26 protein-coding genes are annotated in these 25,698 nt (G+C 65.6%); 15 read left to right on the forward strand and 11 right to left on the reverse strand.

What is annotated here, in order from left to right:
• Nucleotides 1-35 precede the first annotated feature (35 nt).
• Genes ACODS2_RS18520 through ACODS2_RS18530 form a run of 3 tightly spaced genes read right to left on the reverse strand, consistent with a single transcriptional unit; the run spans nt 36 to nt 5,165 of the window.
• A complete protein-coding gene (locus tag ACODS2_RS18520; RefSeq protein ID WP_489000144.1) occupies nt 36-1,358 on the reverse strand; it encodes an ankyrin repeat domain-containing protein in 1,323 nt (440 codons plus the stop codon).
• Entirely contained in the window at nt 1,351-2,688 is a 1,338-nt protein-coding gene (locus tag ACODS2_RS18525; RefSeq protein ID WP_489000145.1) for a DUF1552 domain-containing protein, read from the reverse strand. Before ACODS2_RS18525 ends, ACODS2_RS18520 begins: the two co-directional genes overlap by 8 nt.
• Nucleotides 2,685-5,165, reverse strand: a complete 2,481-nt coding sequence (locus tag ACODS2_RS18530; RefSeq protein ID WP_489000146.1) for a DUF1592 domain-containing protein — start codon at nt 5,163-5,165, stop codon at nt 2,685-2,687. The genes ACODS2_RS18525 and ACODS2_RS18530 overlap by 4 nt, the downstream gene beginning before the upstream one ends.
• A gap of 228 nt (nt 5,166-5,393) precedes the next feature.
• Between ACODS2_RS18530 and ACODS2_RS18535 the strand changes: the two genes are divergently transcribed.
• The 5 genes from ACODS2_RS18535 (at nt 5,394) to accC (ending at nt 8,823) form a co-directional block, all read left to right on the forward strand.
• Complete coding sequence (locus ACODS2_RS18535) at nt 5,394-5,663, forward strand: 3TM-type holin (protein WP_489000147.1); 270 nt, start codon at nt 5,394-5,396, stop codon at nt 5,661-5,663.
• 321 nt (nt 5,664-5,984) lie between these two features.
• Entirely contained in the window at nt 5,985-6,329 is a 345-nt protein-coding gene (locus tag ACODS2_RS18540) for a hypothetical protein (protein ID WP_489000148.1), read from the forward strand.
• Nucleotides 6,330-6,423: 94 nt separating this feature from the next.
• Nucleotides 6,424-6,858 (forward strand): type II 3-dehydroquinate dehydratase, encoded by a 435-nt coding sequence (gene aroQ, locus ACODS2_RS18545; protein ID WP_298167686.1) that lies wholly within the window; start codon nt 6,424-6,426, stop codon nt 6,856-6,858.
• A 155-nt stretch (nt 6,859-7,013) separates the two neighbouring features.
• The gene (accB, locus tag ACODS2_RS18550) at nt 7,014-7,463 is read left to right on the forward strand and encodes an acetyl-CoA carboxylase biotin carboxyl carrier protein (protein WP_421839849.1); all 450 of its coding nucleotides are present in this window, start codon (nt 7,014-7,016) and stop codon (nt 7,461-7,463) included.
• 13 nt (nt 7,464-7,476) lie between these two features.
• Nucleotides 7,477-8,823 (forward strand): acetyl-CoA carboxylase biotin carboxylase subunit, encoded by a 1,347-nt coding sequence (gene accC / locus ACODS2_RS18555; RefSeq protein WP_489000149.1) that lies wholly within the window; start codon nt 7,477-7,479, stop codon nt 8,821-8,823.
• Nucleotides 8,824-8,894: 71 nt separating this feature from the next.
• Here the strand turns inward: accC and ACODS2_RS18560 are convergent, their stop codons facing one another.
• The 5 genes from ACODS2_RS18560 to rsmI form a co-directional block, all read right to left on the reverse strand.
• Nucleotides 8,895-9,215: an endonuclease domain-containing protein gene (locus ACODS2_RS18560; protein WP_489000150.1), complete on the reverse strand. Its 321-nt coding sequence runs from the start codon at nt 9,213-9,215 to the stop codon at nt 8,895-8,897.
• Nucleotides 9,216-9,492: 277 nt separating this feature from the next.
• Entirely contained in the window at nt 9,493-10,122 is a 630-nt protein-coding gene (locus tag ACODS2_RS18565; RefSeq protein WP_489000151.1) for a hypothetical protein, read from the reverse strand.
• A gap of 69 nt (nt 10,123-10,191) precedes the next feature.
• Nucleotides 10,192-11,139, reverse strand: coding sequence for a glutathione synthase (gene gshB / locus ACODS2_RS18570; RefSeq protein ID WP_489000152.1), 948 nt, complete (start codon nt 11,137-11,139; stop codon nt 10,192-10,194).
• A gap of 97 nt (nt 11,140-11,236) precedes the next feature.
• Entirely contained in the window at nt 11,237-11,587 is a 351-nt protein-coding gene (locus tag ACODS2_RS18575) for a YraN family protein (protein WP_489000153.1), read from the reverse strand.
• Nucleotides 11,584-12,420, reverse strand: a complete 837-nt coding sequence (gene rsmI / locus ACODS2_RS18580; protein ID WP_489000154.1) for a 16S rRNA (cytidine(1402)-2'-O)-methyltransferase — start codon at nt 12,418-12,420, stop codon at nt 11,584-11,586. The genes ACODS2_RS18575 and rsmI overlap by 4 nt, the downstream gene beginning before the upstream one ends.
• A 40-nt stretch (nt 12,421-12,460) precedes the next feature.
• Here rsmI and ACODS2_RS18585 point away from each other — a divergent pair, with 40 nt between their 5' ends.
• From ACODS2_RS18585 to ACODS2_RS18600, 4 genes are all read left to right on the forward strand, one after another.
• Nucleotides 12,461-13,624: a penicillin-binding protein activator gene (locus ACODS2_RS18585; protein WP_489000155.1), complete on the forward strand. Its 1,164-nt coding sequence runs from the start codon at nt 12,461-12,463 to the stop codon at nt 13,622-13,624.
• 248 nt (nt 13,625-13,872) lie between these two features.
• Nucleotides 13,873-15,891 (forward strand): DNA topoisomerase IV subunit B, encoded by a 2,019-nt coding sequence (locus ACODS2_RS18590; protein ID WP_489000156.1) that lies wholly within the window; start codon nt 13,873-13,875, stop codon nt 15,889-15,891.
• On the forward strand, nt 15,891-16,751 hold the full coding sequence (locus ACODS2_RS18595) for an oxidoreductase (protein ID WP_489000157.1): 861 nt from the start codon (nt 15,891-15,893) through the stop codon (nt 16,749-16,751). The genes ACODS2_RS18590 and ACODS2_RS18595 overlap by 1 nt, the downstream gene beginning before the upstream one ends.
• Before the next feature lie 138 nt (nt 16,752-16,889).
• Nucleotides 16,890-18,758, forward strand: a complete 1,869-nt coding sequence (locus ACODS2_RS18600) for a methyl-accepting chemotaxis protein (protein ID WP_489000158.1) — start codon at nt 16,890-16,892, stop codon at nt 18,756-18,758.
• A 66-nt stretch (nt 18,759-18,824) separates the two neighbouring features.
• On the opposite strand, the gene ACODS2_RS18605 is transcribed toward ACODS2_RS18600, so the two are convergent.
• Nucleotides 18,825-19,610, reverse strand: a complete 786-nt coding sequence (locus tag ACODS2_RS18605) for a hypothetical protein (protein WP_489000159.1) — start codon at nt 19,608-19,610, stop codon at nt 18,825-18,827.
• Nucleotides 19,611-19,815: 205 nt separating this feature from the next.
• Here ACODS2_RS18605 and ACODS2_RS18610 point away from each other — a divergent pair, with 205 nt between their 5' ends.
• From ACODS2_RS18610 to ACODS2_RS18620, 3 genes are all read left to right on the forward strand, one after another.
• Entirely contained in the window at nt 19,816-20,220 is a 405-nt protein-coding gene (locus tag ACODS2_RS18610) for a hypothetical protein (RefSeq protein WP_489000160.1), read from the forward strand.
• Nucleotides 20,221-20,334: 114 nt separating this feature from the next.
• Nucleotides 20,335-21,180: an AAA family ATPase gene (locus tag ACODS2_RS18615; protein ID WP_298169175.1), complete on the forward strand. Its 846-nt coding sequence runs from the start codon at nt 20,335-20,337 to the stop codon at nt 21,178-21,180.
• Nucleotides 21,180-21,593 (forward strand): GFA family protein, encoded by a 414-nt coding sequence (locus ACODS2_RS18620; RefSeq protein ID WP_489000161.1) that lies wholly within the window; start codon nt 21,180-21,182, stop codon nt 21,591-21,593. Before ACODS2_RS18615 ends, ACODS2_RS18620 begins: the two co-directional genes overlap by 1 nt.
• A gap of 158 nt (nt 21,594-21,751) precedes the next feature.
• On the opposite strand, the gene ACODS2_RS18625 is transcribed toward ACODS2_RS18620, so the two are convergent.
• The gene (locus ACODS2_RS18625; RefSeq protein ID WP_489000162.1) at nt 21,752-22,492 is read right to left on the reverse strand and encodes a glutathione S-transferase family protein; all 741 of its coding nucleotides are present in this window, start codon (nt 22,490-22,492) and stop codon (nt 21,752-21,754) included.
• A 92-nt stretch (nt 22,493-22,584) separates the two neighbouring features.
• On the opposite strand from ACODS2_RS18625, the gene ACODS2_RS18630 reads away from it, so the two are divergent.
• The 3 genes from ACODS2_RS18630 (at nt 22,585) to ACODS2_RS18640 (ending at nt 25,235) form a co-directional block, all read left to right on the forward strand.
• Nucleotides 22,585-23,010: a GFA family protein gene (locus tag ACODS2_RS18630; protein WP_489000163.1), complete on the forward strand. Its 426-nt coding sequence runs from the start codon at nt 22,585-22,587 to the stop codon at nt 23,008-23,010.
• Nucleotides 23,011-23,069: 59 nt separating this feature from the next.
• On the forward strand, nt 23,070-24,251 hold the full coding sequence (locus ACODS2_RS18635) for a vWA domain-containing protein (protein WP_298169163.1): 1,182 nt from the start codon (nt 23,070-23,072) through the stop codon (nt 24,249-24,251).
• A gap of 207 nt (nt 24,252-24,458) precedes the next feature.
• Entirely contained in the window at nt 24,459-25,235 is a 777-nt protein-coding gene (locus ACODS2_RS18640; RefSeq protein ID WP_489000164.1) for an enoyl-CoA hydratase, read from the forward strand.
• A gap of 147 nt (nt 25,236-25,382) precedes the next feature.
• Here the strand turns inward: ACODS2_RS18640 and ACODS2_RS18645 are convergent, their stop codons facing one another.
• Nucleotides 25,383-25,664, reverse strand: coding sequence for a DUF427 domain-containing protein (locus tag ACODS2_RS18645; RefSeq protein ID WP_489000165.1), 282 nt, complete (start codon nt 25,662-25,664; stop codon nt 25,383-25,385).
• Nucleotides 25,665-25,698 lie beyond the last annotated feature (34 nt).

A 25,698-nucleotide genomic window follows, 5' to 3' on the forward strand; every position in this document is an offset into this window, starting at 1 on the left:
AGTGGTCCTTCTGCAGAGAAAATCAGTGGGGCAACTTATTGCGACTGGGCCAAGACAGCCGCCTTGTCCGGATAGACTTCATGAAACGCGGCCTGCACCGTGGCAAGCCCATCGGTGAGCACTTGCAGCGCGGTCTTGCCCTTGGCGTTGGGAAGGTCCGCCCGCGCGCCTTTCGCCGCCAACACGCGCAGCATCGCCGGAAGCGTGGGGAAGAACGGTCCGCCTGCCAGCATATGGAGCGCGGTTGTCTTGTCCTTGTCCATCACGTTGGCATCCCCTGCCAGCTCGATCGCCAGCGTCAGTGCGGTCGGATCGCGCCCCTGCGCCGCTGCCAGCACGAGGTTGACCCCGGCGCCATCGACGAAATGCTCGTTCGCGCCCGCCCGCACCAACTGCCACATCACATCCGCCTGTCCCGCCTTGGCCGCGGCCATCAGCGCGGTTGTCGGCTGCACCGGCGGGGGCGGCATGCCGAAATTGGCCTCGGTCACCCAGGTGATCTTCGACGGGCCGGACAGCGCATCAGGCTCGGCCCCGCGCTCGAGCAGCGCCGCCACCAGCGAAGCTTGCCCCGCTGCCGCCGCCACATGAAGCGGCCGCCGCCCCTCGCGGTCAAGCTCGGACACATCGCCGCCGCCCAGCCGCACCAGCTCCTCCGCCGCCGCCCAGTTCTTCTGGTAGAGCGCCATCTGCAGCGCGCTGGTGTTCTCCGGCCCGCGATGCATCACATCCGCCCCAGCCGCGATCAGCGCGGACGCCAGATTGGCCTTCCCGCTCGCCAAGGCAAAGAACAGAGGGGTGAAGCCGTTCGGCGTTTCCCGGTTCACTTGGGCGCCCGCCGCAAGCAGCGCCGAAACCGCATCGAGCCGCCCTGCGGAAGCCGCCCACATCAGCGGCGTCTGCCCACGCATATCCGCGCTTTCAGCCGCCGCGCCGCGCGCCAGCAGCGCCCGCACACCTTCCGCATCGGAAAACCGCGCGCACATCGCCAGCGGCGTCACCGCGTCCGCATTGGATTGATCGACCGGCGCGCCCGCCGCCACCAGCGCCGCCACGATTGCGCCATTGCCGCGCTCACAGGCGAGCAGCAGCGGCGTCACGCCCAGCGCATCGGCGCGATCGGTCTTTGCCCCGGCCTTGAGCAGCGCATCGACCAGCGCCGGATCCTGCGTCTCGACCGCGCGCGCCAGCGGCGTCTCGCCATATTCAAGCGCGGCATTGGCATCCGCCCCATGCGCCAGCGCCGCCGCCAGCGCCGCGGGATCATCATCCGCAATCGCGCGGGCGATATCGTCCGCTCCATGCGCGATGGCGGGCAGCGGCGTCATCGCCAGCAGGAACGCCGCCAGCCTACGCACGCGTCAGCCCCGCCAGCGGCCCGCTGCTGTCGCCAAACTTCGCGGCTGGTACATCGAGCAACTGGAGCCCGGTCAGCAGCAGGTTCGACATCGACGTCCCCTTGCCCAAGGCGAGATGCTGCCCACCCTGCACCAGCCCGCCCGCCACGATCACCGGCAGGTCCATGAAGTCATGATCGTTGGAATCGCCGAACGCCGAGCCCCGGATTACAAGCGTGGTTTCGAGCAGCGATCCCGCCCCGTCGCGCGTCTCCTTCAGCCGCTTCAGCGCATAGGCGAAGAATTCCATGTGATAGCGATTGATCACCGCGAGCTTGGCCATCTTGTCGGCGTTCTTGCCATGGTGGCTCAGCATATGGTGCGAATCCGGTACGCCGATTTCAGGATAGGTCCGGTTCGAAATCTCGCGCCCCAGCATGAAGGTGCAGACGCGCGTGAGGTCTGCCTGCATGGCGAGCACCTGCAGATCAATCATCAGCCGGACATGCTCGGCAAAGTCTGCCGGGATGCCCGCCGGCTCGGCAAAGCTTCCCGCCTCAGCCTGCGGGCCATTCGCGGCGCGCTGGATACGCTTCTCGATGCTGCGTGTCGCATCGAGATATTCATCGAGCTTGCGCTTGTCCTCCGCACCCAGCGCCTGCGAAAGCCGCGCCGCATCCTCGCGCACATAGTCGAGGATCGAGGCCTGCCGCCGCGCCTGCGCCAGCCTGCTCGCGGGATCGAGAGCCTCGCCATCGCCGAAAAGGCGTTCGAACACGTCGCGCGGATTGGCCATGACTGGCAGCGGCACCGTGGGCGTCAGCCACGAAATGCCGTTGGTATAGGCACAGGAATAGTTGATGTCGCAGCTGCCCAGCAGGCTCGCCTGATCGATCCCGAGTTCAAGGCTGGGGATCGTGGTCGTCTCGCCCAGATGCGCCGCGAAGACCTGATCCATCGAAACGCCGCAGCGAATGTCCGGCCCCTCGGTCTGCCGCGCATGGGCACCGGTCAGGAACGCTGGGCACGAACGGCCATGTCCCGCCGGTCGGTCCCCGAATGCCGCCGCCTGCGGATGGCCCAACCCGCTCACCACCACCACGTCGCTGCGGAAGGGCTCCAGCGGCGCGAGCGTGGGCGGCAAGGCATAGTCCGCACCCGTCGCCACCGGGCGATAGGCGTCCATCGTCATGCCGTTGGGCGTGTAGAACACCGAAAGCCGCTTGGGCCGAGCCGCCGCCTCCGCCGCACGGGCAGACGGGATCATCGCTTCGAGGAACGGCAGCGCCAGCGTGGTGCCAAGCCCGCGCAGCACGGTACGGCGGCTGAGGCTCGCGCGTTTGATGATCATCGATGCGGTCTCCATCCGCTCGCGGCGAGCGCCACGTTGGTCGGCTGCGTCGGAACCCGCCGCAAGGTAAAGCCGGGGCTCATCACGATGCCCTTGATGATCGTCTGCACCCGCCAGTCATCCTTGGCCGCGTCGCGCGCGATGGCCCGCACCGCCGGCATGTCCTGCGGCCCCAGACCCCGCCCCAGGGCATAGGTCATGAGCCGCTCGGTGAACGCCCGCGCAAATTCCTCGCGCCGATCCAGCAGAATCTGCTGCAAGCCGCTGAAACCCTTGAACGCCGTCCCGTCTGCCAGCACCGCGCCCGCATCGATCACTTGCCCCGCATCCTGCGCGCGCCATGCACCCACTGCGTCGAAGTTCTCCAATGCAAAGCCCAGCGGGTCCATCCGCTGGTGGCACGATGCGCAGGCCGGATTGGCGCGGTGCAGCTCCAGCTGCTCGCGCGCGGTCAGCTTCTTGCCGTCGTGCTCGGCCTTTAGCGCCGGCACATCCGCCGGCGGCGGCGGCGGCGGTGAGGCGAGCATGTTGTCGAGGATCCACTTGCCGCGCTTCACCACCGAGGTGCGGTTGCCATAGCTCGTCACGGTCAGGATGCTCGCCTGCCCCAGCAGCCCGCCGCGCGGCAGGTCCGCCCCCAGCGCGACCTTGCGGAACGCCGGACCGCGCACCCCCTCGATCCCGTAATGCCGCGCCAGCCGCTCGTTGAGGAACGTGTAGTCCGCGCGGATGAAGTCCGTCACCGGCCGGTTCGCGGAAAGCACATGGCCGAAGAACATCCGCGTCTCGGTCGCCATCGCGGCGCGCAGCGGCACGTCGAACTGCGGGAATTCGGTGATATCAGGCCGCTGCTGATCCAGATTGCGCAAGTAGAGCCACTGCCCGGCGAAATTCTCTGTCAGCGCCTCGCCGCGCTGGTCCGCCAGCATCCGCGCGGTCTCGGCGCTGAGCACGGCAGGCTGGTGCAGTTTGCCCTGCCCCGCCAGCGCGAGCAACCGCTCGTCCGGAATCGAGCTCCACAGGAACAGCGAAAGCCGGGTCGCCAGATCGTAGTCGGAAACCGGGATAACGCTGCCAGCCTTGCCGGCCGGAGGCGGCGTCTCCACCGCGAAGAGGAAGCGCGGCGAAACCAGCAGCGCCTCGATGCCCGCCTCGACACCGTTTTCGAAACCGCCCGCCGCACGCTCGCCTTCGTAGATCTTCAGGAGTGGTGCCAGCTCTGCCGCGCTCACCGGCCCGCGCCACGCGCGCTTTGCCAAGCCGCCAAGGATACGACGCGCGCAAGATGCCTCTTCCACCGCCCGCTTTGGCTGGCAGACAAACACCGCCTTGCGGCTGGGCAGATCGGCATTGCCCGCCGCATCGAACGGCCCCGCCACATCCAGTTGCAGCACGTCGCGCGGAAAATTGGCTTGCGAATAGCGCGGGTGCACCCGAAACGAAGGCACCGTCATCGTACCCGCGCGCTGGCCGTCCACCCATACATCGAGCGGCAGATCGACCGGCTTGTCCACCGGCAGCGGCACATAGTCGGTCGAGTTGCGCAGCACCTGCACCGCCTCGTTCGGCCAGGTCTGCCGCCGGAACGAAACCGCGATCCGGTGCGCGCCCGCCTTCATCGGCACGCGCAGCGCAAAGCGGTCTTCCGGCAGCCGGTCGCTTTCGTTGTTGGTGTTCGAATTGAGCCAGACGGCAATGTCATAAGCCCCGTCCCAGCGCGCCGTGTAGCGCACTGCGGTCCCCCCGCGCGATCCCAGCGGAAGGTCCGCCCCGGCGCGCTCGTTGAAGGCGGGGATGCCGGAATTCATCACCGAGCCATCCTTGGCGACCTGCCATGTCGTCACGAAATCGCGCTTGGGCACCAGCCCCGTCGCCAGCCGCGCCGCCTTGCCCGCGACTGCGACATAGCGCTCCATCAAGGTGGGCGAGACGCTGAGCACATCGGCGATGTTGTCGAAGCCGAAGCCCGAATTGTCGGGCGGCAGCGCGGCGGCGAAATCGCCCTCCACGCCCAGCAGATCGCGCACCGCATTGGCATATTCACGCCGGTTGAGCCGCCGCACCGGGGCCGCGCCCGGATCGGGATGCGCCGCGACGTATTGCGCGCGGCCTTCATCCAGCCACGATACGAAGTCCGCCCGCATCGCCGGATCGGGCTGCTTCTTGCTATGTGGCGGCATCTCGCCCGCCGCCACGCGCCGCAGGATCTTCTCCCACGCCTCGGCATTGCGGCCCGCCGCGATGTCGCTCGCCTTGAGGTCGGCAACCGAAAGACCTGCGACGTGATCGAAATCGTTGTGGCAGCGCGAGCAGTAGTCCTCGAGCATCGGCTCAATCAGCGCGGCGCGCCGCTCGTCCAGCGATGGCGCAGGCGCGGCAGTCTCGTCCGCCGCGGCATAGAGGCACGAGCCCGAGACCAGCGCGCTCAGCGCCAGCAGGCCCCGCCCGAAAGAAATCCGCCGCAAAGCCTCGACCAAATGCCTGCCCCTGAACCTGCGCGATACCATCTGTTTACATCAGCATGACAGCAAGGCCACTGCCCTATCTACCGCAGTGCAGCACGTCCATTGCCATAAACCGGACAGAGGGTAGCGATAATTCGGGTGGGGGTGGGAACTGCCCGCTGCTCCAAACCATTTTCCTACACACCTTTTTGCCGCTATCTGGCCCGGCGTCCCCATCCCCCCTGAAAGGACGCAGCCACCATGACCACCCGGCCCCTTACCGCCGTTTCCCGCCGCTATGTGGCGCTCGCCCGCCCGACCTTCCTCTATGTGATGTACGCGATGATCCTCTGGGCGATCCCGCTCGGCCTGCTCGGCGCCGTGCGCCCGGCCTCTGCCCGCGCGATGACCGAGGCGATGACCGCCTACTTCGCCGGCCTGCCCGAGCCGCTCTACGCGCTCTTCGGCGCGGCCTACCTCGGCTACACGGCGGCCCGCCAGTGGGGCAAGGCACGCGGCACGGATCAGTAGGCAGTAAACTTGCAGACTGCGCCATCGAGGCGCCCAAATGGCGAACATATCGGGCCAAGGCGTCCGCCTGAAAGGCTGGTTGCCTTTCCAAGGGCGCGTTGGTTCGAGATGGAAGCCATTTGGGCGTCCCGCAGGGATTGGACCAAAACGGCCCATTGCTGCGTCGGCAGGCCTTGAGATATCGACATATCCCTGCGCCCTGCCTCCTTGCACTGAGCCGTTTTGCCTCCAACCTCGACGGCGCAGTCTGCAAGTTTACTGCCTGAAAGCACCTGCTTGGTTAGTTTCGGGTAATCTTTGCCTGCTATGACGCTTGGCAGCATGGACGCACACCGCTTCTTTCCCACCAATCGGGCACTCGCGCGCCGCCTCGCCCTCGCCGGCGCGGCGGCCGCGCTTTCGCTGCTGCTGGCCGGCTGCGACGTTGACCGCGTGAGCGCGCTCGAGGAGCGGATGACGGCGGTTGAGGCCAAGGCCGATGCGGCGGAAAAGAAGGCCAAGGCTGCCGAATCACTGGCCGCAACCAACCAGCCGCAAGCCATCTCGCAGCCCGACCCTGTCGTGCAAAGCGATGACAATCCGGACGGTGACGACCCCGCCGCGTCCATCGACGATGGCGGCGAACCGGGCGCACCGCCGCCGATGGCGGATAATGGGAAGGGCTGATCGGGCCAGGCGCTGATACGCGCAAGGCTTGCACGGCTGGCTTCACGCTCTATCAGAGCCGCTTGCCTTGCCATTGCCTTCGCCGGAGCCCGCCATGCCAGAGACCGTTTTCGTCCTCAACGGCCCCAATCTCAACCTGCTCGGCACGCGCGAGCCGGAGATCTATGGCTCCGCCACGCTGGACGATATCGCCGGGATGCTCGAAGATCGCGCGCGCGAACTCGGCCTCGAAATCGATCTGCGCCAGTCGAACCATGAAGGCCATCTCGTTGATTGGCTTCATGAAGCGCAGGCCGTCGGTGCCAAGGCCGTGCTGCTCAATGCCGGTGCCTTCACCCACACCAGCGTGGCGCTGCACGATGCGATTCTGGCCATTCGCACCCCGGTGATCGAAGTCCACCTTTCGAACCCGCACACGCGTGAGGCCTTCCGCCACAAGTCCTTTGTCGGCATGGCCGCCAAGGCCACCATCGCGGGCTTCGGGCCGCTGAGCTACCTCCTTGCTCTCGAAGGCGCGCGCCGCCTCTGAAGCTTAGGCCCCAAGGGGCACTCGGGGCTTTTCCACGCCGCCCATTCCGGTTTTTCTTGCCTCGGAGCGGCGCGGCGGGCATGGAACCGCCTTTCGACACGATCACCCGCAAGGACAACAAAATGGGGCATGACCGCGGCGACGAGGGCGCCAAAATGGCAATCGACAGCGCGCTGGTGCGCGAACTGGCCGAACTGCTTTCCGATACCGGCCTGACCGAGATCGAAGTCGAGGACGGCACGCGCAAGATCCGCGTCGCCCGCACGATCACCGCCGCTCCGGTGATGAACTATGCGCCCGCGCCCGCCGCTGCACCGGCCCCCGCGGCGGCTCCGGCGGCAGTTGCCGAAGCACCCGCTGCGGAAACGCACGCCAACGCCCTGCGCTCGCCGATGGTCGGCACGGTCTATCTCACCCCCGAACCCGGCGCCGCGCCGTTCATCACGGTTGGCGCCACGGTCAAGGCCGGTGACACGCTCCTGATCGTTGAGGCGATGAAGGTGATGAACCCCATCACTGCGCCCACTGGCGGCAAGATCACCGCGATCCTGGTCGAAAACGCGCAGCCGGTCGAATTCGACCAGCCGCTCGTCGTCATCGCCTGAGGCCGCGCGCCCCATGGCCATTTCCCGCCTGCTGATCGCCAACCGCGGCGAAATTGCGCTGCGCATCCACCGCGCCGCGCATGAAATGGGGATCGAAACGGTCGCGGTGCATTCCACCGCCGATGCCGATGCCATGCACGTGCGCCTCGCGGACCACGCCGTCTGCATCGGGCCCCCGGCTGCGAAAGACAGCTATCTCAACATGGCCGCGATCATCTCCGCGGCCGAGATCACCCATGCCGATGCGATCCACCCCGGCTACGGCTTCCTCTCGGAGAACGCCCAGTTCGCCGATATCGTTGAAGCCCACGGCATCACCTGGATCGGCCCCAAGCCCGAACATATCCGCACGATGGGCGACAAGATCGAGGCCAAGCGCACCGCCGGCAAGCTCGGTCTGCCGCTGGTTCCGGGCTCGGACGGCGCGGTTTCCGATATCAAGGAAGCCAAGGCCATCGCGGAAGCAGCCGGCTATCCGGTGATCATCAAGGCGGCTTCAGGCGGCGGCGGGCGCGGCATGAAGGTCTGCAACGGCCCCGACGAGCTCGAAACGCTGATCCAGCAGGCCGGCAGCGAAGCCAAGGCCGCGTTCGGCGATGCCACCGTCTATATCGAGAAGTACCTCGGCAACCCGCGCCACATCGAATTCCAGATCTTCGGCGATGGCAACGGCAACGCCATCCACCTCGGCGAACGCGACTGCTCCTTGCAGCGCCGCCACCAGAAGGTACTCGAAGAAGCCCCCTCCCCCGTCATCTCCGCAGCCGAGCGCGACCGCATGGGCGGCATCGTCTCCAAGGCGATGGCCGACATGGGTTATCGCGGTGCGGGCACGATCGAGTTCCTCTGGGAAAACGGCGAGTTCTACTTCATCGAAATGAACACCCGCCTGCAGGTGGAGCATCCCGTCACCGAAGCGATCACCGGCGTCGATCTCGTGCGCGAGCAGATCCGCATCGCCGATGGCAAGCCGCTCTCGGTCAAACAGGAAGACATCGTCTTCAGCGGCCACGCCATCGAGTGCCGCATCAACGCGGAAGACCCGTTCAATTTCACGCCCTCGCCCGGCCTCGTCACCAGCTACCACGCGGCAGGCGGGATGCACGTGCGCGTCGATAGCGGGCTTTACGCCGGCTACCGCATCCCGCCTTACTACGATTCGATGATCGCCAAGCTCATCGTCTATGGCCGCACCCGCGAAGGCTGCATCATGCGCCTGAAGCGCGCGCTGGAAGAAATGGTCATCGGCGGCGTGAAGACCTCGATCCCGCTCCACCAGAAGTTGCTGACCGACCCCAAGGTCCTCGATGGGGACTACTCGATCAAGTATCTGGAGCAGTGGCTTTCCGAGCAGGCGTAACCCTTAAGATCCTCCCCATTTTCACGAAGTGCAAATGGGGAGGTGGCCCGCGAAGCGGGTCGGAGGGGTCATCAACGCTTGCAATAGCGAACAACCGCCTCCGCCACATCCTCCGGCGACCTCAACACATCCGCCGCCGCTATCCGCACCACCTCAATACCCAGCGCCCTGAGTGCTTCATCCCGGCGCTCATCCCGCACCGGCCGGTCGCCCATATCATGCGCAATGCCATCAATCTCGAACGCGACTTTGGCGGCAGCGCAGTAAAAATCCAGCACCCAAGCATCAATCGGATACTGCCGCCGGATTTTCACACCATCCGGCTGAAGCCGCAAATGCCGCCAAAGCAGCGTCTCGGGCAAGCTCAGTTCCGCGCGCAGCTTGCGCGCCAAGGATACATCGCGCGGTTGTTTCGACCTTGGCAATAACCCCTCCGTCATTGGCTGCGCCAATGCCACCTCCCCGTTTGTGCTGCGCAAAAACGGGGAGGACCAGAAGGAGAAAGAGCCGATATGGCAAAATCCTCCCCATTTTTGCCGCAGGCACAAATGGGGAGGTGGCCCGCCGCAGGCGGGTCGGAGGGGTAAATACGCCAGCAAAGAACCCCTCCGTCAGCCCTACGGGCTGCCACCTCCCCGTTTGCACTTCGTGAAAAAAGGTAGGATGTTCTTACGCTTGGGCCACCTTTGCCCCGGCTCCGTCCGTCGAACTCTGCTTCATCACCTGCATCAGCCAGCCGATGTATTCGTTCACATCGCTGGTGACGCGGTCCTTGCCCCAAACACCTCGGAACGAAACGTCAGAACGGACTTTAGTCGCAGCAGCCACTTCGTTTCGCAAGTACTGGCCATACCTCGTCAGGAGTTTCAGGTCACCGCCAGTAAGCGCCTTCTGCGCATTGACAGCGGAACTGACATTCAAGGCTTCGATCACGACAGGGCCGGAATGATACCTGTAGGGCTTTCCCCTGGCCGCGCTGACCTCTTCGATCGCGCGGGCGTACATCTCCTGCGTGGTGCCATTCACTGGCACGCCTTCGCCCGCAAGGAAGGCTTCCATGCCGAGAGCCATTTTCAACTTCATTCGCTCGGACTCATCATCCTGGCGCAGAACCTCTTCGACGGTTTTGGGATGAATCTTGCCATCATCAGATCGATTGTAGGAATCGGCTGCGGCCTGTGCCCAAGCATTCCTATCTTCCAGCTTCAATTCGGCGGTAGCGATTACGCTACCATCGTTAAACCGCATGACGTTGGACGGATAGACGTAGGAGCCGCCCGCAGGTCCGATTGCCGTCATGTCGTGTCCTCAATGCGTGCAGGTCTACGACTTCAGGACGGCTAACCAGGTGAGGAATAAAGGCGCCCGTCAAACCCGCCCCTCGATCGCATCCCAGATCATCCCCGCCGTATCGGTCCCATTGAACCGATCAATCGCCACGATCCCCGTCGGCGATGTCACGTTGATTTCGGTGAGCCACTTGCCGCCAATCACGTCGATGCCGACGAAGATCAGCCCCAGCCGCTTCAGTTCCGGCCCCAGCGCGGCGCAGATTTCCTGCTCTTCCGGGGTCAGCGCGGTCTTCTCGGCATAGCCGCCCACCGCAAGGTTTGAGCGGAACTCACCCTCGCCAGGTTTGCGGTTGATCGCGCCCGCCACTTCGCCATCCACCAGCACGATGCGCTTGTCGCCCTCGGTCACTTCGGGAAGGAAGGCCTGCACCATGTGCGGTTCGGGCCAGGTCTGGTTGAACACTTCGAGCAGCGCGCCGAGGTTCTCGCCCTCTTCCGAAACGCGGAAGATCGCCTTGCCGCCGTTGCCGTGGATCGGCTTGATCACGATGGCGCCGTGGCGCTTCTGGAACGCGCGCACTTCTTCCACCGAACGCGTCACCAGCGTCGGCGGCATGAAGCGCCGGTAGTCGAGCACCATCACCTTCTCGGGCGCATTGCGCACGCTGCGCGGGTTGTTCACCACCAAGGTTTCGCTCTCGATCCGCTCGAGCAGATGCGTCGCGGTGATATAGCCCATGTGGAACGGCGGATCCTGCCGCATCAGCACCACATCGATATCACGCCCCAGATCGAGCCGCCGCGCCTCGCCCGCCTTGTAGTGATCGCCCGCCACGTGCTGCACCGTCACCGGCACCGCGCGCGCCGTCAGCCTGTCATTCTCGTCGAGCGAGAGCGCGCCGACGTCGTAGTGATAGAGCTCATGCCCCCGCGCCTGCGCCGCCAGCATCAGCGCGAACGAGCTGTCGCCGTTGATATTGATCGAATGCAGCGGGTCCATCTGGACGGCAACGCGAAGGGTCATGCGGCTATTCCTGTGCACTGTGTCTCGACTTCGCTCGACACGAACGGATTGGCTTCTCAGTTCCCGTTCGTGTCGAGCGAAGTCGAGACATCGGGACCTAAGGCTGCCAGACGTTGGCCATGTGGCGCGGCCAGTGCCTCGGCGCAAGGAGGATCACGTCGATCCTTATATCGTCGCCCGGCCCAGCAAAGCGCGGCACCAGCGCCTCCGCCGCACGCGCCACGCGCCGCAGCCGCCTTTCATCGATTGCCTGATCCAGCGCAGCCCGGCTGCTGCGCCATTTCACCTCGATGAACGCGACCGTGCGCCCCTTGCGCGCCACAAGGTCGACCTCGCCCGCGCCCACGCGCTGCCGCCTGGCGAGAATGCGCCAGCCGCAGAGCCACAAGTACCACGCTGCAAGGCTCTCCCCGCGCCGCCCACGCCGCTCGGCCTCCTCGCGGCTCACCCCCGCAATTCCAACGCCCGTGCATAGAGCGCCTTGCGGTCCAGCCCATGCGCCTTGGCCACCTGCGCCGCTGCCTTGGAAACCGGCAAGTCCGCCAGCGCCGCCAGCAACAGTGCATCCACATCGGCCTCGCCCGGCTTCTCCGCCGCGCCCGGCGGCCCCGCAAGAAGCACGATCTCGCCCTTCGGCGGATGCGCGGTGTAGTGCGCGGCAAGTTCCGCCGCCGTGCCCGTCCGGCATTCCTCGTGCAGCTTGGTCAGCTCGCGCGCGACCGCGATCTCCCGCCCCGGCAGCACCCGCGCCATCGCGTCCAGCGAGGCAACCAGCCTTGGCCCCGTCTCATAGAACACAAGCGTCGCCGGTACTGCGGCCAGTTCCGCCAGCACATCGCCGCGCGCCTTGTCCTTGCTCGGCAGGAAGCCTGCAAACAGGAAGCGGTCGGTCGGCAGCCCCGCCAGCGTCAGCGCCGCCACCAGCGCGCTCGCACCGGGGATCGTCGTCACCGCAATCCCGCGGATGCGCGCCTCGCGCACCAGCCGGTAGCCGGGATCGGAAATCAGCGGCGTTCCCGCGTCAGAGACCAGCGCCACGGCCCCGCGCGTCATCTCCCCCAGCAGCGCCTCGCGGGCCGCATCGCTCGCGTGATCGTCATAGCGCCGCAGCGGCCGCTTGATTCCAAGATGATGCAAGAGCTTGCCTGTCACCCGCGTATCCTCGCAGGCAACAACGGCGCAGCGTGAAAGTACGTCGATTGCCCGCCGGGTGACGTCACCGAGATTGCCAATCGGGGTCGCGACTATATAGAGACCGGGTTCGAGCAGGGGCGTATCCATACGCAGTCCAATGGACCGGCTACCAGGGAGCGGCAAGCCAATGATGATCGGAAGCGGGCGGACAGCAGGCGGGAACCTGCGGCGCTGGATCATGTGCGGGGCGCTTGCCCTGCTCGCCGGCTGCGCCGTGATCCCCAAACCCGCCGCGCCGCCGCCCCCGCCAAAGCCGGTGGAAGTGACGCCCGATGCCAATGTCCTGCCGACAGACGCCGATCGCCACCGCGTCGCGCTGCTCGTGCCGATGAGCGGCCCTAACGCACCCGTTGGCATGGCCATCGCCAATGCCACCACCATGGCGCTGCTCGATACCAATGCGCAGAACGTGCGCATCACGACCTACGATACCGCGCTGGGCGCCGGGCTTGCCGCCAACAAGGCGATCCTCGATGGCAATCGCCTGATCCTCGGCCCCCTGCTCGCCGATGAAGTCGTCGCGGTCGCCAGTGTTGCGCGGCCCGCCAAGGTGCCGATGATCACCTATTCCAATGATGCGACCGTTGCCGACCGCGATGTCTTCGTGCTCGGCCAGGTGCCCGCACAGGCCATCGCCCGCGTGATCGGCTTCGCGCAGGACAAGGGGCTGAAGTCGGTCGGCGCGATCATTCCCACCGGCGCCTACGGCCAGCGCGTGTCCTCCGCGCTCATGGTCGCCGCACGCTCGCGCGGGCTCACCGTTACCGCGATCGAAAGCTACGACCGCTCCAACACTTCGGTCTCGAGCGCGGTGCGCCGCGTGCTTGCCAAGGGGCCGGTCGATGCCCTCCTGATCGGCGATAGCGGCCGCATCGCGCTGATGGCCGCGCCGGCTGCCAATGGCACGCAGCTTCTCGGCACCGAGCTGTGGAACGGCGATGCCTCGATCGCCAAGAGCCCCTCGATGCGCGGGGCCTGGTTCGCCGCCGTTTCCGACAAGCGCTTCGGCCAGTTTGAGCAGTCCTACCGCACCCGCTTCGGCGCCTCGCCCTCGCGCCTTGCCACGCTGGGCTACGATTCCGTGCTCCTCACGCTCAATGTCGCGCGCGGGTGGAAGCCGGGCACCCTGTTCCCCACCGCCAAGCTCTATACGCGCGATGGCTTCATCGGGCTCGACGGCGTGTTCCGCTTCGAAGCCAATGGCGTCGCCGAACGCGCGATGGAAGTGCGCGAAGTCGGCGCAGGGACTTTCGTGACGGCGAGCCCGGCACCGGCGAAGTTTGCGCCCTGAAGAAGAGTTGGTTCGCGCAGAGGCCGCAGAGACCGCAGAGAAGACTGAACAGGGCGGCGAAGCCGCAGGTGGATATGGTCGCTGGGCACAGCCTTGGCCACAACTCCAGACCTCTTTGCGCTCTCTGCGCCCTCTGCGCGAACCATCTTCATCTTGCGGCGAACGCCCCGCTGTCCGCCCACAAAACCCCGGGATAAGCACCATCCCCCCATTGCCCCCGGATTCCGGCGTGTTCTATAGCCGTTCCCATGGCCGACGACCTGTTTGAAAAGCTGCCGCCGCGCAGCACCGAGGAAAGCTACGACGGCAGCGCCATCGAGGTGCTCGAAGGGCTCGAACCCGTCCGCCGCCGCCCCGGCATGTACATCGGCGGGATCGACGAGCGCGCGCTTCATCACCTCGCCGCCGAAGTGCTCGACAACGCGATGGACGAGGCCGTTGCGGGCCACGCCAACCGCATCGAGGTCACGCTCGAGGAAGGCCCGGACGGCACCGCGGGCAAGATCACCATCACTGACAACGGCCGCGGCATGCCGGTAGACGAGCACCCGAAGTATCCGGGCAAGTCGGCGCTCGAAGTGATCCTCACCATGCTGCATTCGGGCGGGAAGTTCTCCGGCAAGGCCTATGCCACCTCTGGCGGCCTCCACGGCGTCGGCATTTCGGTGGTCAATGCGCTCTCGGTGCTCACCCGCGTCGAAGTGGCGCGGAACAAGGAGCTCTACGCGCAGGAATTCTCGCGCGGGCTGCCCACCACCGCGCTCCAGCGCGTCGGCGCGGCCCCCAATCGGCGCGGCACATCCGTCACCTTCATCCCCGACGGCGAGATCTTCGGATCCGAAGCCCGCTTCAAACCCGCGCGCCTGTTCCGCCTCGTCCGCTCGAAGGCCTATCTCTTCGCCGGCGTAGAAATCCGCTGGAAGTGCGCGCCCACCCTGATCGCTGGGACGGACATTCCCGCCGAAGCCGTTTTCCAGTTCCCCGGCGGCCTTGCCGATCACCTGGCCGAACAAGTCGCGGGCCGCGAATGCGTGACCACGGTGCCGTTCACTGGCAGCCAGGACTTTCCGGCAGGGCCAAACGGCGAGGAAATGGGCCGCGCCGAATGGGCGATCGCCTGGCCGCTGTGGTCCGACGGATCGTACAGCTGGTACTGCAACACCATCCCCACCCCCGATGGCGGCACGCACGAAGCGGGCCTGCGCGCTGCGCTTACCAAGGGCATCCGCGCCTTTGGCGAACTCGTCGGCCAGAAGAAGGCCAAGGACATCGCGCCCGAAGACATGCTCACGGGCAGCGAGATCATGCTCTCGATCTTCATCCGCGATCCCCAGTTCCAGAGCCAGACCAAGGACCGCCTCACCAGCCCCGAAGCCGCACGCATGGTCGAGAGCGCGATGCGCGATCACTTCGACCACTTCCTCACCGACAACATGGAGCGCGGCAAGGCGCTGCTCGGTTCGGTCATGGAACGCATGGACGAACGCCTGCGCCGCAAGGCGGAGCGCGAGGTCAAGCGCAAGACCGCGACCAACGCGCGCAAGCTGCGCCTCCCCGGCAAGCTCACCGATTGCAGCGGCGAAGGCAGCGGTGAGACCGAGCTGTTCATCGTCGAGGGCGATTCGGCCGGCGGCAGCGCGAAGCACGCGCGCGACCGGAAAACGCAGGCGATCCTGCCGATCCGTGGTAAAATCCTCAACGTCGCCAGCGCCAGCGCCGACAAGATTCGCGCCAATGCCGAAATCGCCGACCTCGCGCTCGCCCTGGGCTGCGGCATGCGCAAGGACTGCAACGCAGATGCGCTGCGCTATGACCGGATCATCATCATGACCGACGCCGATGTCGACGGCGCGCATATCGCTACGCTGCTGATGACCTTCTTCTTCCAGGAAATGCCGGAAATCGTCCGGCGCGGGCACCTCTACCTCGCCCAGCCCCCGCTCTACCGCCTCACCAACGGTGCTACCTCGGTCTATGCCAAGGACGAGGCGCACCGGGCCGAGCTGGAGGCCACGAAGTTCAAGGGCAAGAAGGTAGAAGTCGGCCGCTTCAAAGGCCTCGGCGAAATGAACCCGCAGCAGCTGCGCGAGACGACGATGAGCCCCGCCACCCGCAGCCTGATCCGCATCACCCTGCCCCCCGAATACGAAGGCCGCGCCGCCGTGAAGGACCTCGTCGACCGCCTCATGGGCCGCGATCCCGCCCAGCGCTTCATGTTCATCCAGAACCGCGCGGGCGAACTCGATCCGGAACTGATCGACGCGTGATGCACCCCGCCACTCACCCCCTCGGCCAGTTCACCGTAAACCGCATGGGCTACGGCGCCATGCAGCTTGCCGGCCCCGGCGTGTTCGGCCCCCCGCGCGATCCGGCCGAGTGCATCGCCGTGCTGCGCGAGGCGGTGGAAAGCGGGGTCAATCATATCGACACCAGCGATTTCTACGGCCCCGAAGTCACCAACAAGCTGATCCGCGAGGCCCTGGCGCCCTATCCCGCTGATCTTGTGCTCGTCACCAAGGTCGGCGCCCGGCGCGGCCCCGATGCCGCGTGGATCATGACGCCGGAGCCCGCCGCGCTGGTCGATCAGGTCCACGGCAACTTGCGCAACCTTGGCGTGGAGGCGCTCGATGTCGTCAACATGCGCATCGGCCACGCCTTCAGCACCGACGAGACCAGCCTGGCGGAACGCTTCGGCGCGCTGATGGACCTCAAGCAGCAAGGCAAGATCCGCCACATCGGCCTCAGCAACGTCACCGCCGCCCAGATCGCCGAGGCCCGCGCCATCGGCGAGGTCGCCTGCGTCCAAAACGCCTACAACCTCGTGCAGCGCACCGACGATGCCCTGATCGACGCACTTGGCGCAGACGGCATACCCTATGTGCCGTTCTTCCCGCTCGGCGGCTTCTCCCCGCTGCAATCCGCCACGCTCGATGCCCATGCGGCGCGGCTCGGTGTCAATCCGATGCAGCTGGCGCTCGCCTGGCTGCTCCACCGCGCGCCCAATGTGCTGCTGATCCCCGGCACGTCCTCACGCGGGCACCTGCGCGAAAATCTGGCGGCAGCAAGCATCACGCTCTCTGCCGATGACATGGCCGCGCTCGATGCGATCGGCGCACCCGCCGCCTGAGCCCTTCACCGGATTTTAACCGCGCCCCCCGGGTTTCACCCTAGTCCCGGCCCAACTCCATCGCAGTCACCGCGTGTCTAGAACGGGCCAGCATTCGCTTCGCAGTCCCGCGCGGCGGCAGTTACGGGCTCAATCGGCATGGACTATCTCAGGAACGCTCCGATCGGACGCAAGCTCGCGGTGATGTTCGCCGTGCTTTCGCTGGTCATCGTTGCGGCAATCGGCACCATGGTCTGGCGCATGGGCGCCATGCGCGCCGCCGAAATCGAAGTGGCGGAAGATCACGTCCCCCAGGCGCTCTCGGCGGACAAGATCAACATTGCCATGGCTGAATTTGAGAACGGGCTGCGAAAACATCTGCTTGCGGCAGATGAATACGAGCGCGCCGAAGCCGAGAAGATCATCGCCACCAACCAGAAGATCATCAGCACCCAGACCGCAGCTTTCGAGGCGACCGACCTCGACGACAAGGAAAGGGCCTATCTCAAGGCGTTCAAGGCCGGCTGGCAGCAGATGAGCCAGGATACCACGCAGATTCTCCAGCTCTCTGGCGAGGGCCGCACTGCCGAAGCACTGGCGCGGCTGGCCACCTCGTCCGAACCCGTCGAAGCCACCGCCAAATCCCTTGTCGATCTTGCCGAATACCAGAAACACCATATCGAGGTGGCCGTTCAGCAGTCCCAATCGGGCTACACGCTTGCCCTGTGGGCCGCCGTCTTCACAACCCTGGCGCTGCTCGCCACGCTTGGCGGAATCTATGTGATGATGGTGCGCCTCGTTGCTCGTCCCGTCGGCCAGATCACCCATGCCATCCAGGACCTTGCCGATGGCCACCTCGATAGCGCGCTCCATGTGGCCGATACGCAGGACGAAATCGGCGCGCTCGGCCGCGCCATGCGCGCCCTGCAGGATCAGCTCGCCCGCGCAGAAAAGAGCAAGACCGAACAGGTCGAGCTTATCGTCAGCACACTGGGTGCCGCGCTCGCCCGGCTCAAGGAAGGCGATCTCGCGGCACGCGTCACCGCCGCACTCGAAGGCCCCTTCGTCCGCCTCAAGACCGATTTCAACGCCATGGCGAGCGAACTGGAGCAAGTCATCGGCTCGGTCGCGGGCACTGCCAGCGGTGTCCAGACCGGCTCGACCGAGATCCGCGCCGCCTCCGACGATCTCGCCAGCCGCACCGAACAGCAGGCCGCCAGCCTTGAGTCCGCCGCCAACGCGATGCGCGAAGTCACCGCCAAGGTCGAGCAGAGCGCCCAGAACGCCGGCGCCGTGCGCGAAACCATCGTGCGCGCCACCGATCGCGCCAATGCCGGGGGCGATGTGGTCAAGCGAGCGGTCGGCGCGATGGATTCGATCGTCGACAGCTCGAAGCAGATTACCCAGATCATCGACCTGATCGATGGCATCGCCTTCCAGACCAATCTGCTTGCCCTGAACGCAGGCGTCGAAGCCGCACGCGCCGGCGAGGCAGGCCGCGGCTTCGCGGTCGTCGCCAATGAAGTGCGCGCCCTCGCCCAGCGTTCCGCCGAGGCGGCGCGGGATATCAAGGGCCTGATCAGCGGCAGCGCGCAGCATGTCGAGCTGGGTGTGCACCTCGTTGGTGAAACCGGCGAGGCGCTCGATGCGATCATCACCCAGGTGGCCGAGATCGGCACGTTGGTCGAAGGCATCGCAACCGCCGCCGTCGATCAGGCGGCCAGCATTTCCAAGGTCAACGTGACCATGGGCGAGCTCGACCGGATGACTCAGCAGAACGCCGCGATGGTCGAGGAAAGCGCGGCCGCCTCGCGCAATCTCTCAGGCCAGGCGGCCAATCTCGCCAATCTCGTCGCGCGCTTCCGGGGCGCAGGCATCAGCGCCTCAGCCGCCACGTTCGCGGCCCCGCCGCCCCCGCGCCACCCGGCACCGGCTTCAGCCCCGCGTCTGATCGCGGCCGCGGCACCCGCGCCGGTGCACGGCAATCTCGCGCTCGAACTCCATGAGGACAACTGGTCGGAATTCTGATTGCTCGATTGGGTCCCAAATTGGGCCTACGCCTTGTGCGAAGGCGTGGGCTCAGGCCGGCCAGGTTCAGTCTTGGTCGGCCGCACCATCCGGTGCCTTGGCTGCCTTGAAATCGAAACGGATGCGCACCCAGGTGCCCAGCTGCGGTTTGCCGTCAACGCGCGGCGGCCGCACCAGAAACTGCCAAGCCGCCTGCCGCAGCGCGCGGGCAAGCCCCGATCCCCGCGGACTTTCGTCCACCTCGCGGCAATCCTCGACATGGAACCGCTCGACCGTACGGCAGATGATCATCGCCCAATCGCCAGCCCCGCCGCCGCGCGCCGCGCCCATGTAGGGCGACATTTCGGCCCGCGTCGGCTCGCGATACCATTCCGCATTGTAGACGCGCGCGCCGCCGGGGCCGTCGCCGGTGCCTTCGGCATTGCCGCCCCCGCCGGCCGAAGCTCCGGTCGAACCGCCGCCACCAGCAGGCTTGATCCGGCTGATATCCGCCTTGGCAAGGTCCTCACGGCTCAGCTTGATGAAGCCCGGCGGCCATTCGACCTGATTCTTGCTGGGGATTTCGACGCGGGGCGGCAGCTTGGGCGGCGGGGTCGTCACCGTCTGCACCTGCTCCTGCTTAACGTCCTGCTTGGGCGCGGCTTTCTGCTTTTCCTTTTCGGCAGAAGGCGGCGCAATATTGATCGCGACCAGTTGCCCGCCCTCCGGGCCGCCGCCACCGACAACGCCGGTCATCAACACCAGCACGGCAATCAGGAAGCACCCGGTCACCACCGCCAGCACGAAAGATACGACCCGGTCGCGGCGCGACGGAGCGTAGCGCGCGGCGCTGGCAGCTGGAACGGACGGCATGGCGCTTCGCCTACACGTGCGGTGCCGGTGCGGCAACGCCCTGCACTGTATCAGTATGTCGCGACAAGCCGGTCAGACCGCCACGTGCGATCAGCAACGGCCGTTGCGTAGCGCCATCTAGTGCCATAACCTTACGTAGTTTCACTGGTGGGGCGCATCGCAGTCCGTGCGAGGGTGCCACCCGTGGTTCACTTGGGGGGAACCGATGTCTGATCACGTGCCACTGCGCCGGCTGCTGCCAGCGGCCCTAGCCTTTGCCCTCTGCTCCCTCGCCCCTGCCGCGCCGGTACTGGCGCACGATGTCGGCGATTGGGTGCTTGCCCCCTGGCGCGACAGCACGCAGACCTTTCCCGGTGTGGTCGTGGGCAAAAGCGGCTCCTCGCTGACAATCCAGTTCGACGATGGGACCCGCGAAACCCGGATCAGCGACGAAGTCCGTGCGTTCGACTGGCGTGTGGGCAGCGCGATCGAATGCCAGTGGAAGGACGGGAATTGGTACGGCGCAAGGATACGCTGGCTGGCGAGCGACGGGCTTACCATGCAGATCCGCTATGATGATGATGGCACCATCGAACGCACTACCACGGGCAAGTGCCGCAGTCCGAATTGAGAGGGGCGCGCCCGCTCTCCATTGAAGCTCTTGCCTGCACTGCGCGAGGCCCCTACGATCTAACCGCTCGGTTAAGACCGTACCCAACAACTTGACGCCATACAGGGACAGGACATGCGCTTCGAAGGCACCAGCAATTACGTCGCCACCGATGATCTCAAGGTGGCAGTCAACGCCGCGGTGCTGCTGCGCCGCCCGCTGCTGGTGAAGGGTGAGCCCGGCACCGGCAAGACCGTCCTCGCGCACGAAATCGCCAAGGCCGTTGGCGCGCCGCTGATCGAGTGGAACATCAAGTCCACCACCAAGGCGCAGCAGGGCCTCTATGAATACGACGCAGTGGCCCGCCTGCGCGATGGCCAGCTCGGCGATCCGCGCGTGCACGAAATTTCGAACTACATCCGCCGTGGCAAGCTGTGGGAGGCCTTCACCTCGCCGCAGCTCCCCGTCCTCCTGATCGACGAGATCGACAAGGCGGATATCGAATTCCCGAACGATCTCCTGCAGGAGCTCGACCGGATGAGCTTCGACGTCTACGAAACGCACGAGACGATTGCCGCCAAGGAGCGCCCGATCGTCGTGATCACCTCGAACAACGAGAAGGAACTGCCCGACGCGTTCCTGCGCCGCTGCTTCTTCCACTACATCAAGTTCCCCGACCGGGCGACGATGCAGTCGATCATCGACGTCCACTTCCCGAACATCCAGAAGACCCTCGTCAGCAAGGCGATGGATATCTTCTATGAAGTGCGCGAAGTCCCCGGCCTCAAGAAGAAGCCGAGCACGTCCGAACTGCTCGACTGGCTCAAGCTCCTCCTCAACGAGGACATGCCGCTCGACGTCCTCCAGAACCGCGATCCGACCAAGGCGATCCCGCCGCTGCACGGCGCGCTGCTCAAGAACGAGCAGGACGTGATGCTGTTCGAACGGCTTGCGTTCATGGCGCGGCGGCCGAGCAACTGATGTCACACCCCGGCGGATGCCTCTGCGGCGCGGTGCGCTATACCATCGCCGCAGAGCCCGTCGGCGCGCGCATGTGCTGGTGCCGCGATTGCCAACGCATTGCCAGCGGCTCGGCCACGGTCAACGTGCTGTTTCCGGAGGAAGCGGTTGCGATCACCGGCGATCTTGGCCTGTTCACGATGATCGCGGACAGCGGCAACACCGTGGAGCGCGGCTTCTGCAAGGTCTGCGGCGCGCAGATTTACAGCCGCACCGTCACGCCGAAGGGCCTGCCGATGCGCGTACGGGCGGGCACGCTCGATGATCCGGAACTCTGCGCGCCCACGGCTGCGATCTGGACGGAAAGCGCCCCCAGCTGGGCGCCCATCCCCGATCACTTCACCCGGCACCCGAAGGGCCCGCCGCCGGTCTGACAGAGAGGAATTTTCGCGCAGAGGCTCAGAGGCGCGAAGATGTCATGCCCGGCCGTAGGCCCTTCAACTGCGGAAGGCTGCAAAGAACAGCGGCTGCGCCGAGAGCAAAACCTCTCTGCGCCTCTGCGCCTCTGCGCGAACCAATCAATCCCGCGCTCTCACTCCCGAGGCCCGAGTAGCTCCAGCTCCACTTCGGCATACATCCGCTGCACCGCCGGGCGCGCCTTGATCTGCTCGATCCAGCGCACCAGCCCCGGCGTCTTCTCCGCGCTGACGAATTCCGGAAAACCGTGCTGCATCCCGTTCGCGATGGCGAAGTTGCAGATATCGGCGAGCGTATACTGCCCCGGCACCAGCCACTCGTGCTCCCGCAAATGCGCATCCAGCCGTTCGACTGAATAGCCGATCTTGCGCATTTCCTCATCCAGCATGTCCTGCGGGAAGCCCTCGCGCGCGCGGCGCCACTTCACTTGCTGCTCCACCACCGGGATCGCGGCCACCTTCTCCTCGAACTCGGCGTCCGAGAGGCCCTTCACCATATTCCCCACATAGCGGTGCCAGCCGATGGTCGAGACGCACCAGCAGAAGTACTCGTCCACCCACTTGGTCCACACCCGCATCGCGGCCTTGCCCGCCGACGTCGCGGGCCGTAGCGAAACCTCGGTCGGATATTCGTCCTCCAGATACTCGCAGATGACCGTGCTCTCGGTGATCACATGCGCCCCATCGACCAACGCAGGCACCTGGCCCCGCGGGTTGATCGCCTTGAACCAGTCGGTATGGTGTTCGAACTTTGCCGGATCGAGCCGGTTCTTCTCGAACTCCAGACCCTTCTCATACAAGGTGAGCAGCGGCTTCAGCGAGTTGGCGGCAGGTCCGAAACTGTAGAGCTTGAGCATGGTTGTGGTCGTCCTCTCCGGTTGCCCGCAGCCTACAAATTGTAAGTAAGACTAACAATCCTGAATCTTGGCCCAAAAGTGAGGGACTTGCCATGGCCTACACCGGAACCTGCGCCTGCGGAGCCGTCACCGCCGCAATCGCCGCTGAAGCGCCCATCGCGGTGCGCCAGTGCTGGTGCCGCCAGTGCCAGCAGCTCGCCGGCGGATCGCACAGCACCAATGCCATGTTCCTGACCACCGACGTAACGATCACCGGCCAGCTCGCCACCCACGCCTACACCGCCGCCAGCGGCAACACCCTCACCCAATCCTTCTGCCCCGCCTGCGGCACCCCGGTGATGGCGCAAGTCTCCGCCCGCCCGCAGTTCCGCACCATGCGCGTCGGCTTCATCCAGCCGCCGCACGATCTCACCCCGCAGATGGTGATCTGGACCGACGATGCCCCCGCCTGGGCCGTGTTCCCCGAGGGCGTCGAACGCCATGCGAAGCAACCGCCCCCGCCGCCCACCTCTTCGTAGCGCTTGCCCAAGCCCCGCATTCGCCTTAATCACCCGGTTAAGACGCGAGCGAGGCCACCATGTTCTTCAACTTCATCGACGAGCTGCGCGCAGCAGGCATCAAGGCCAGTTTCAAGGAACACCTCGTCCTTCTCGAAGCGCTCGACAAGGATGTGATCGAGCAGACGCCCGAGGCGTTCTACTACCTCTCCCGCGCCACCTTCGTGAAGGATGAGGGCCTGCTCGACCGGTTCGATCAGGTGTTCAACAAGGTCTTCAAGGGCCTCCTCACCGACTACGGCCAGCGCCCGGTCGACATTCCGGAAGACTGGCTGCGCGCCGTCGCCGAAAAGTTCCTCAGCGAAGAGGAAATGGAGAAGATCAAGGCCCTCGGCTCGTGGGACGAGATCATGGAGACGCTCAAGAAGCGGCTCGAAGAACAGAAAGAGCGCCACGAGGGCGGCAGCAAGTGGATCGGCACCGGCGGCACCAGCCCCTTCGGCCACGGCGGCTACAACCCCGAAGGCGTGCGCATCGGCGGCGAAGGCAAGCACGGACGCGCGATCAAGGTCTGGGAAAAGCGCGAGTTTGCCAATCTTGATAACACCAAGGAACTCGGCACCCGCAACATCAAGATCGCGCTGCGCCGCCTGCGCCGCTTCGCGCGCGAAGGCCATGCCGACGAGCTTGATCTGCCCGGCACGATCGAAGGTACCGCCAAGCAGGGCTGGCTCGATATCCGCATGCGCCCCGAACGGCGCAATGCGGTCAAACTGCTCCTGTTCCTCGATGTCGGCGGTTCGATGGACCCGTTTATCAAGCTGGTGGAGGAACTGTTCAGCGCCGCCACCGCCGAATTCAAGAACATGGAGTTCTTCTATTTCCACAACTGCCTCTACGAAGGCGTGTGGAAGGACAACAAGCGCCGCTGGTCCGAGCGCACCAACACCTGGGACATCCTCCACAAGTACGGCCACGACTACAAGATCGTGTTCGTCGGCGATGCGGCGATGAGCCCTTACGAGATCAGCCACCCCGGCGGCTCGGTAGAGCATTTCAACGAGGAGGCCGGCGCCATCTGGCTCCACCGCGTCGCGCAGACCTACCCTGCCACCGTCTGGCTCAACCCGGTGCCCGAAAAGCAGTGGAACTATTCGCAGTCGACCAAGATGATCAAGGATCTCGTCGGCGGCTCGATGTTCCCCCTCAGCCTTGAGGGCCTCGATGGGGCGATGCGGGAATTGACGCGCAAGAAGCACTGAAGAAGAACCCCTCCGTCTCGCTTCGCGAGCCACCTCCCCATTTGTGCTTCGCAAAAATCGGGAGGATCAAGAAGGTCCGCCCCATTTTTCCCGCAGGGACAAATGGGGAGGTGGCATCGGCGAAGCCGATGACGGAGGGGTATTCTGCCTGACTTGATCTCCGCCCACACAGGCGTAGTCTGCGAAAAAACAAGAGAGGCAGCCGCCATGTCCGATAACGAAATCCTTACCAGCGCCCGCACCGGCACCCGCGTCGATCTCACCCTTAACCGACCGAACCAGTACAACGCGCTGAGCGAGGACCTCCTCGCCGCCCTGAAAGCCGAGCTGACCAGCCTCGCGAGCGACACCTCGATCAGCTGCGTCGTGCTTTCGGGCGCCGGCAAGGCGTTTTGCGCCGGGCATGACCTGCGCCAGATGCACGGCCAGCGGCGCCTCGACTATTACCGCACACTGTTCGCCGCCTGTGCCGAAGTGATGGAAGCCATCGTCGCGCTGCCCGTCCCCGTCATCGCCCGCGTCCACGGCATTGCCACCGCCGCCGGCTGCCAGCTCGTCGGCGCCTGCGATCTTGCCATCGCCAGCCAGGACGCGCGCTTTGCTGTCTCGGGCATCAATGTCGGCCTGTTCTGCTCGACCCCCGCGGTCGCGCTCACCCGCAATGTCCCTGCCAAGCCCGCGTTCGAAATGCTGGTCACCGGCGAATTCATCAGCGCACAGACCGCCGAAAGCTGGGGCCTCATCAATCACGCCGTCCCGGCTGACAAGCTCGATGCCGAGATCGACACCCTCGCCCAGACCATCGCCGCCAAGAGCCCCGATGCGATCCGCCGCGGCAAGGCCCTGTTCTACGCCCAGCGCGAAGTCCACCGCGCCGAAGCCTATGCGCTCGCCGCCGAAGTCATGGCGCAGAACATGATGGACGAGAACACGGCGGAGGGGATCGAAGCGTTTCTGGAGAAGCGCGCGCCGGTCTGGCGCTGAAGAACCCCTCCGTCAGCCCTGCGGGCTGCCACCTCCCCATTTGTGCTTCGCAAAAATGGGGAGGAACGGAAAAGGTCCTCCCCATTTTTCCCGCAGGGACAAATGGGGAGGTGGCCCGCCGCAGGCGGGTCGGAGGGGTACTTCCTCCTACCCCACCGTCACACCCTTCCAGAACGCCACCCGCCCCTTGATCTGTTTCGCGGCATCCTTGGGCTCTGCATAGTACCACGCCGCGTCGCGGTTCTCCGCGCCGTCCACCACCAGCGAATAATACTGCGCCGTCCCCTTCCACGGGCACATGCTCGTCGTCGCGCTGGGCTTCAGCACCGCCGCGTCCACCGCCTCAAGCGGGAAATAGTGGTTGCCCTCAACCACCACCGTATCATCGCTGCGCGCAATCACCGCGCCGTTCCACCTTGCCTCGACCATGCCAATCTCCTTCGCTGGCCAAGGTCGGGCTCCG

Source organism: Novosphingobium sp. FG137 (assembly GCF_057809735.1).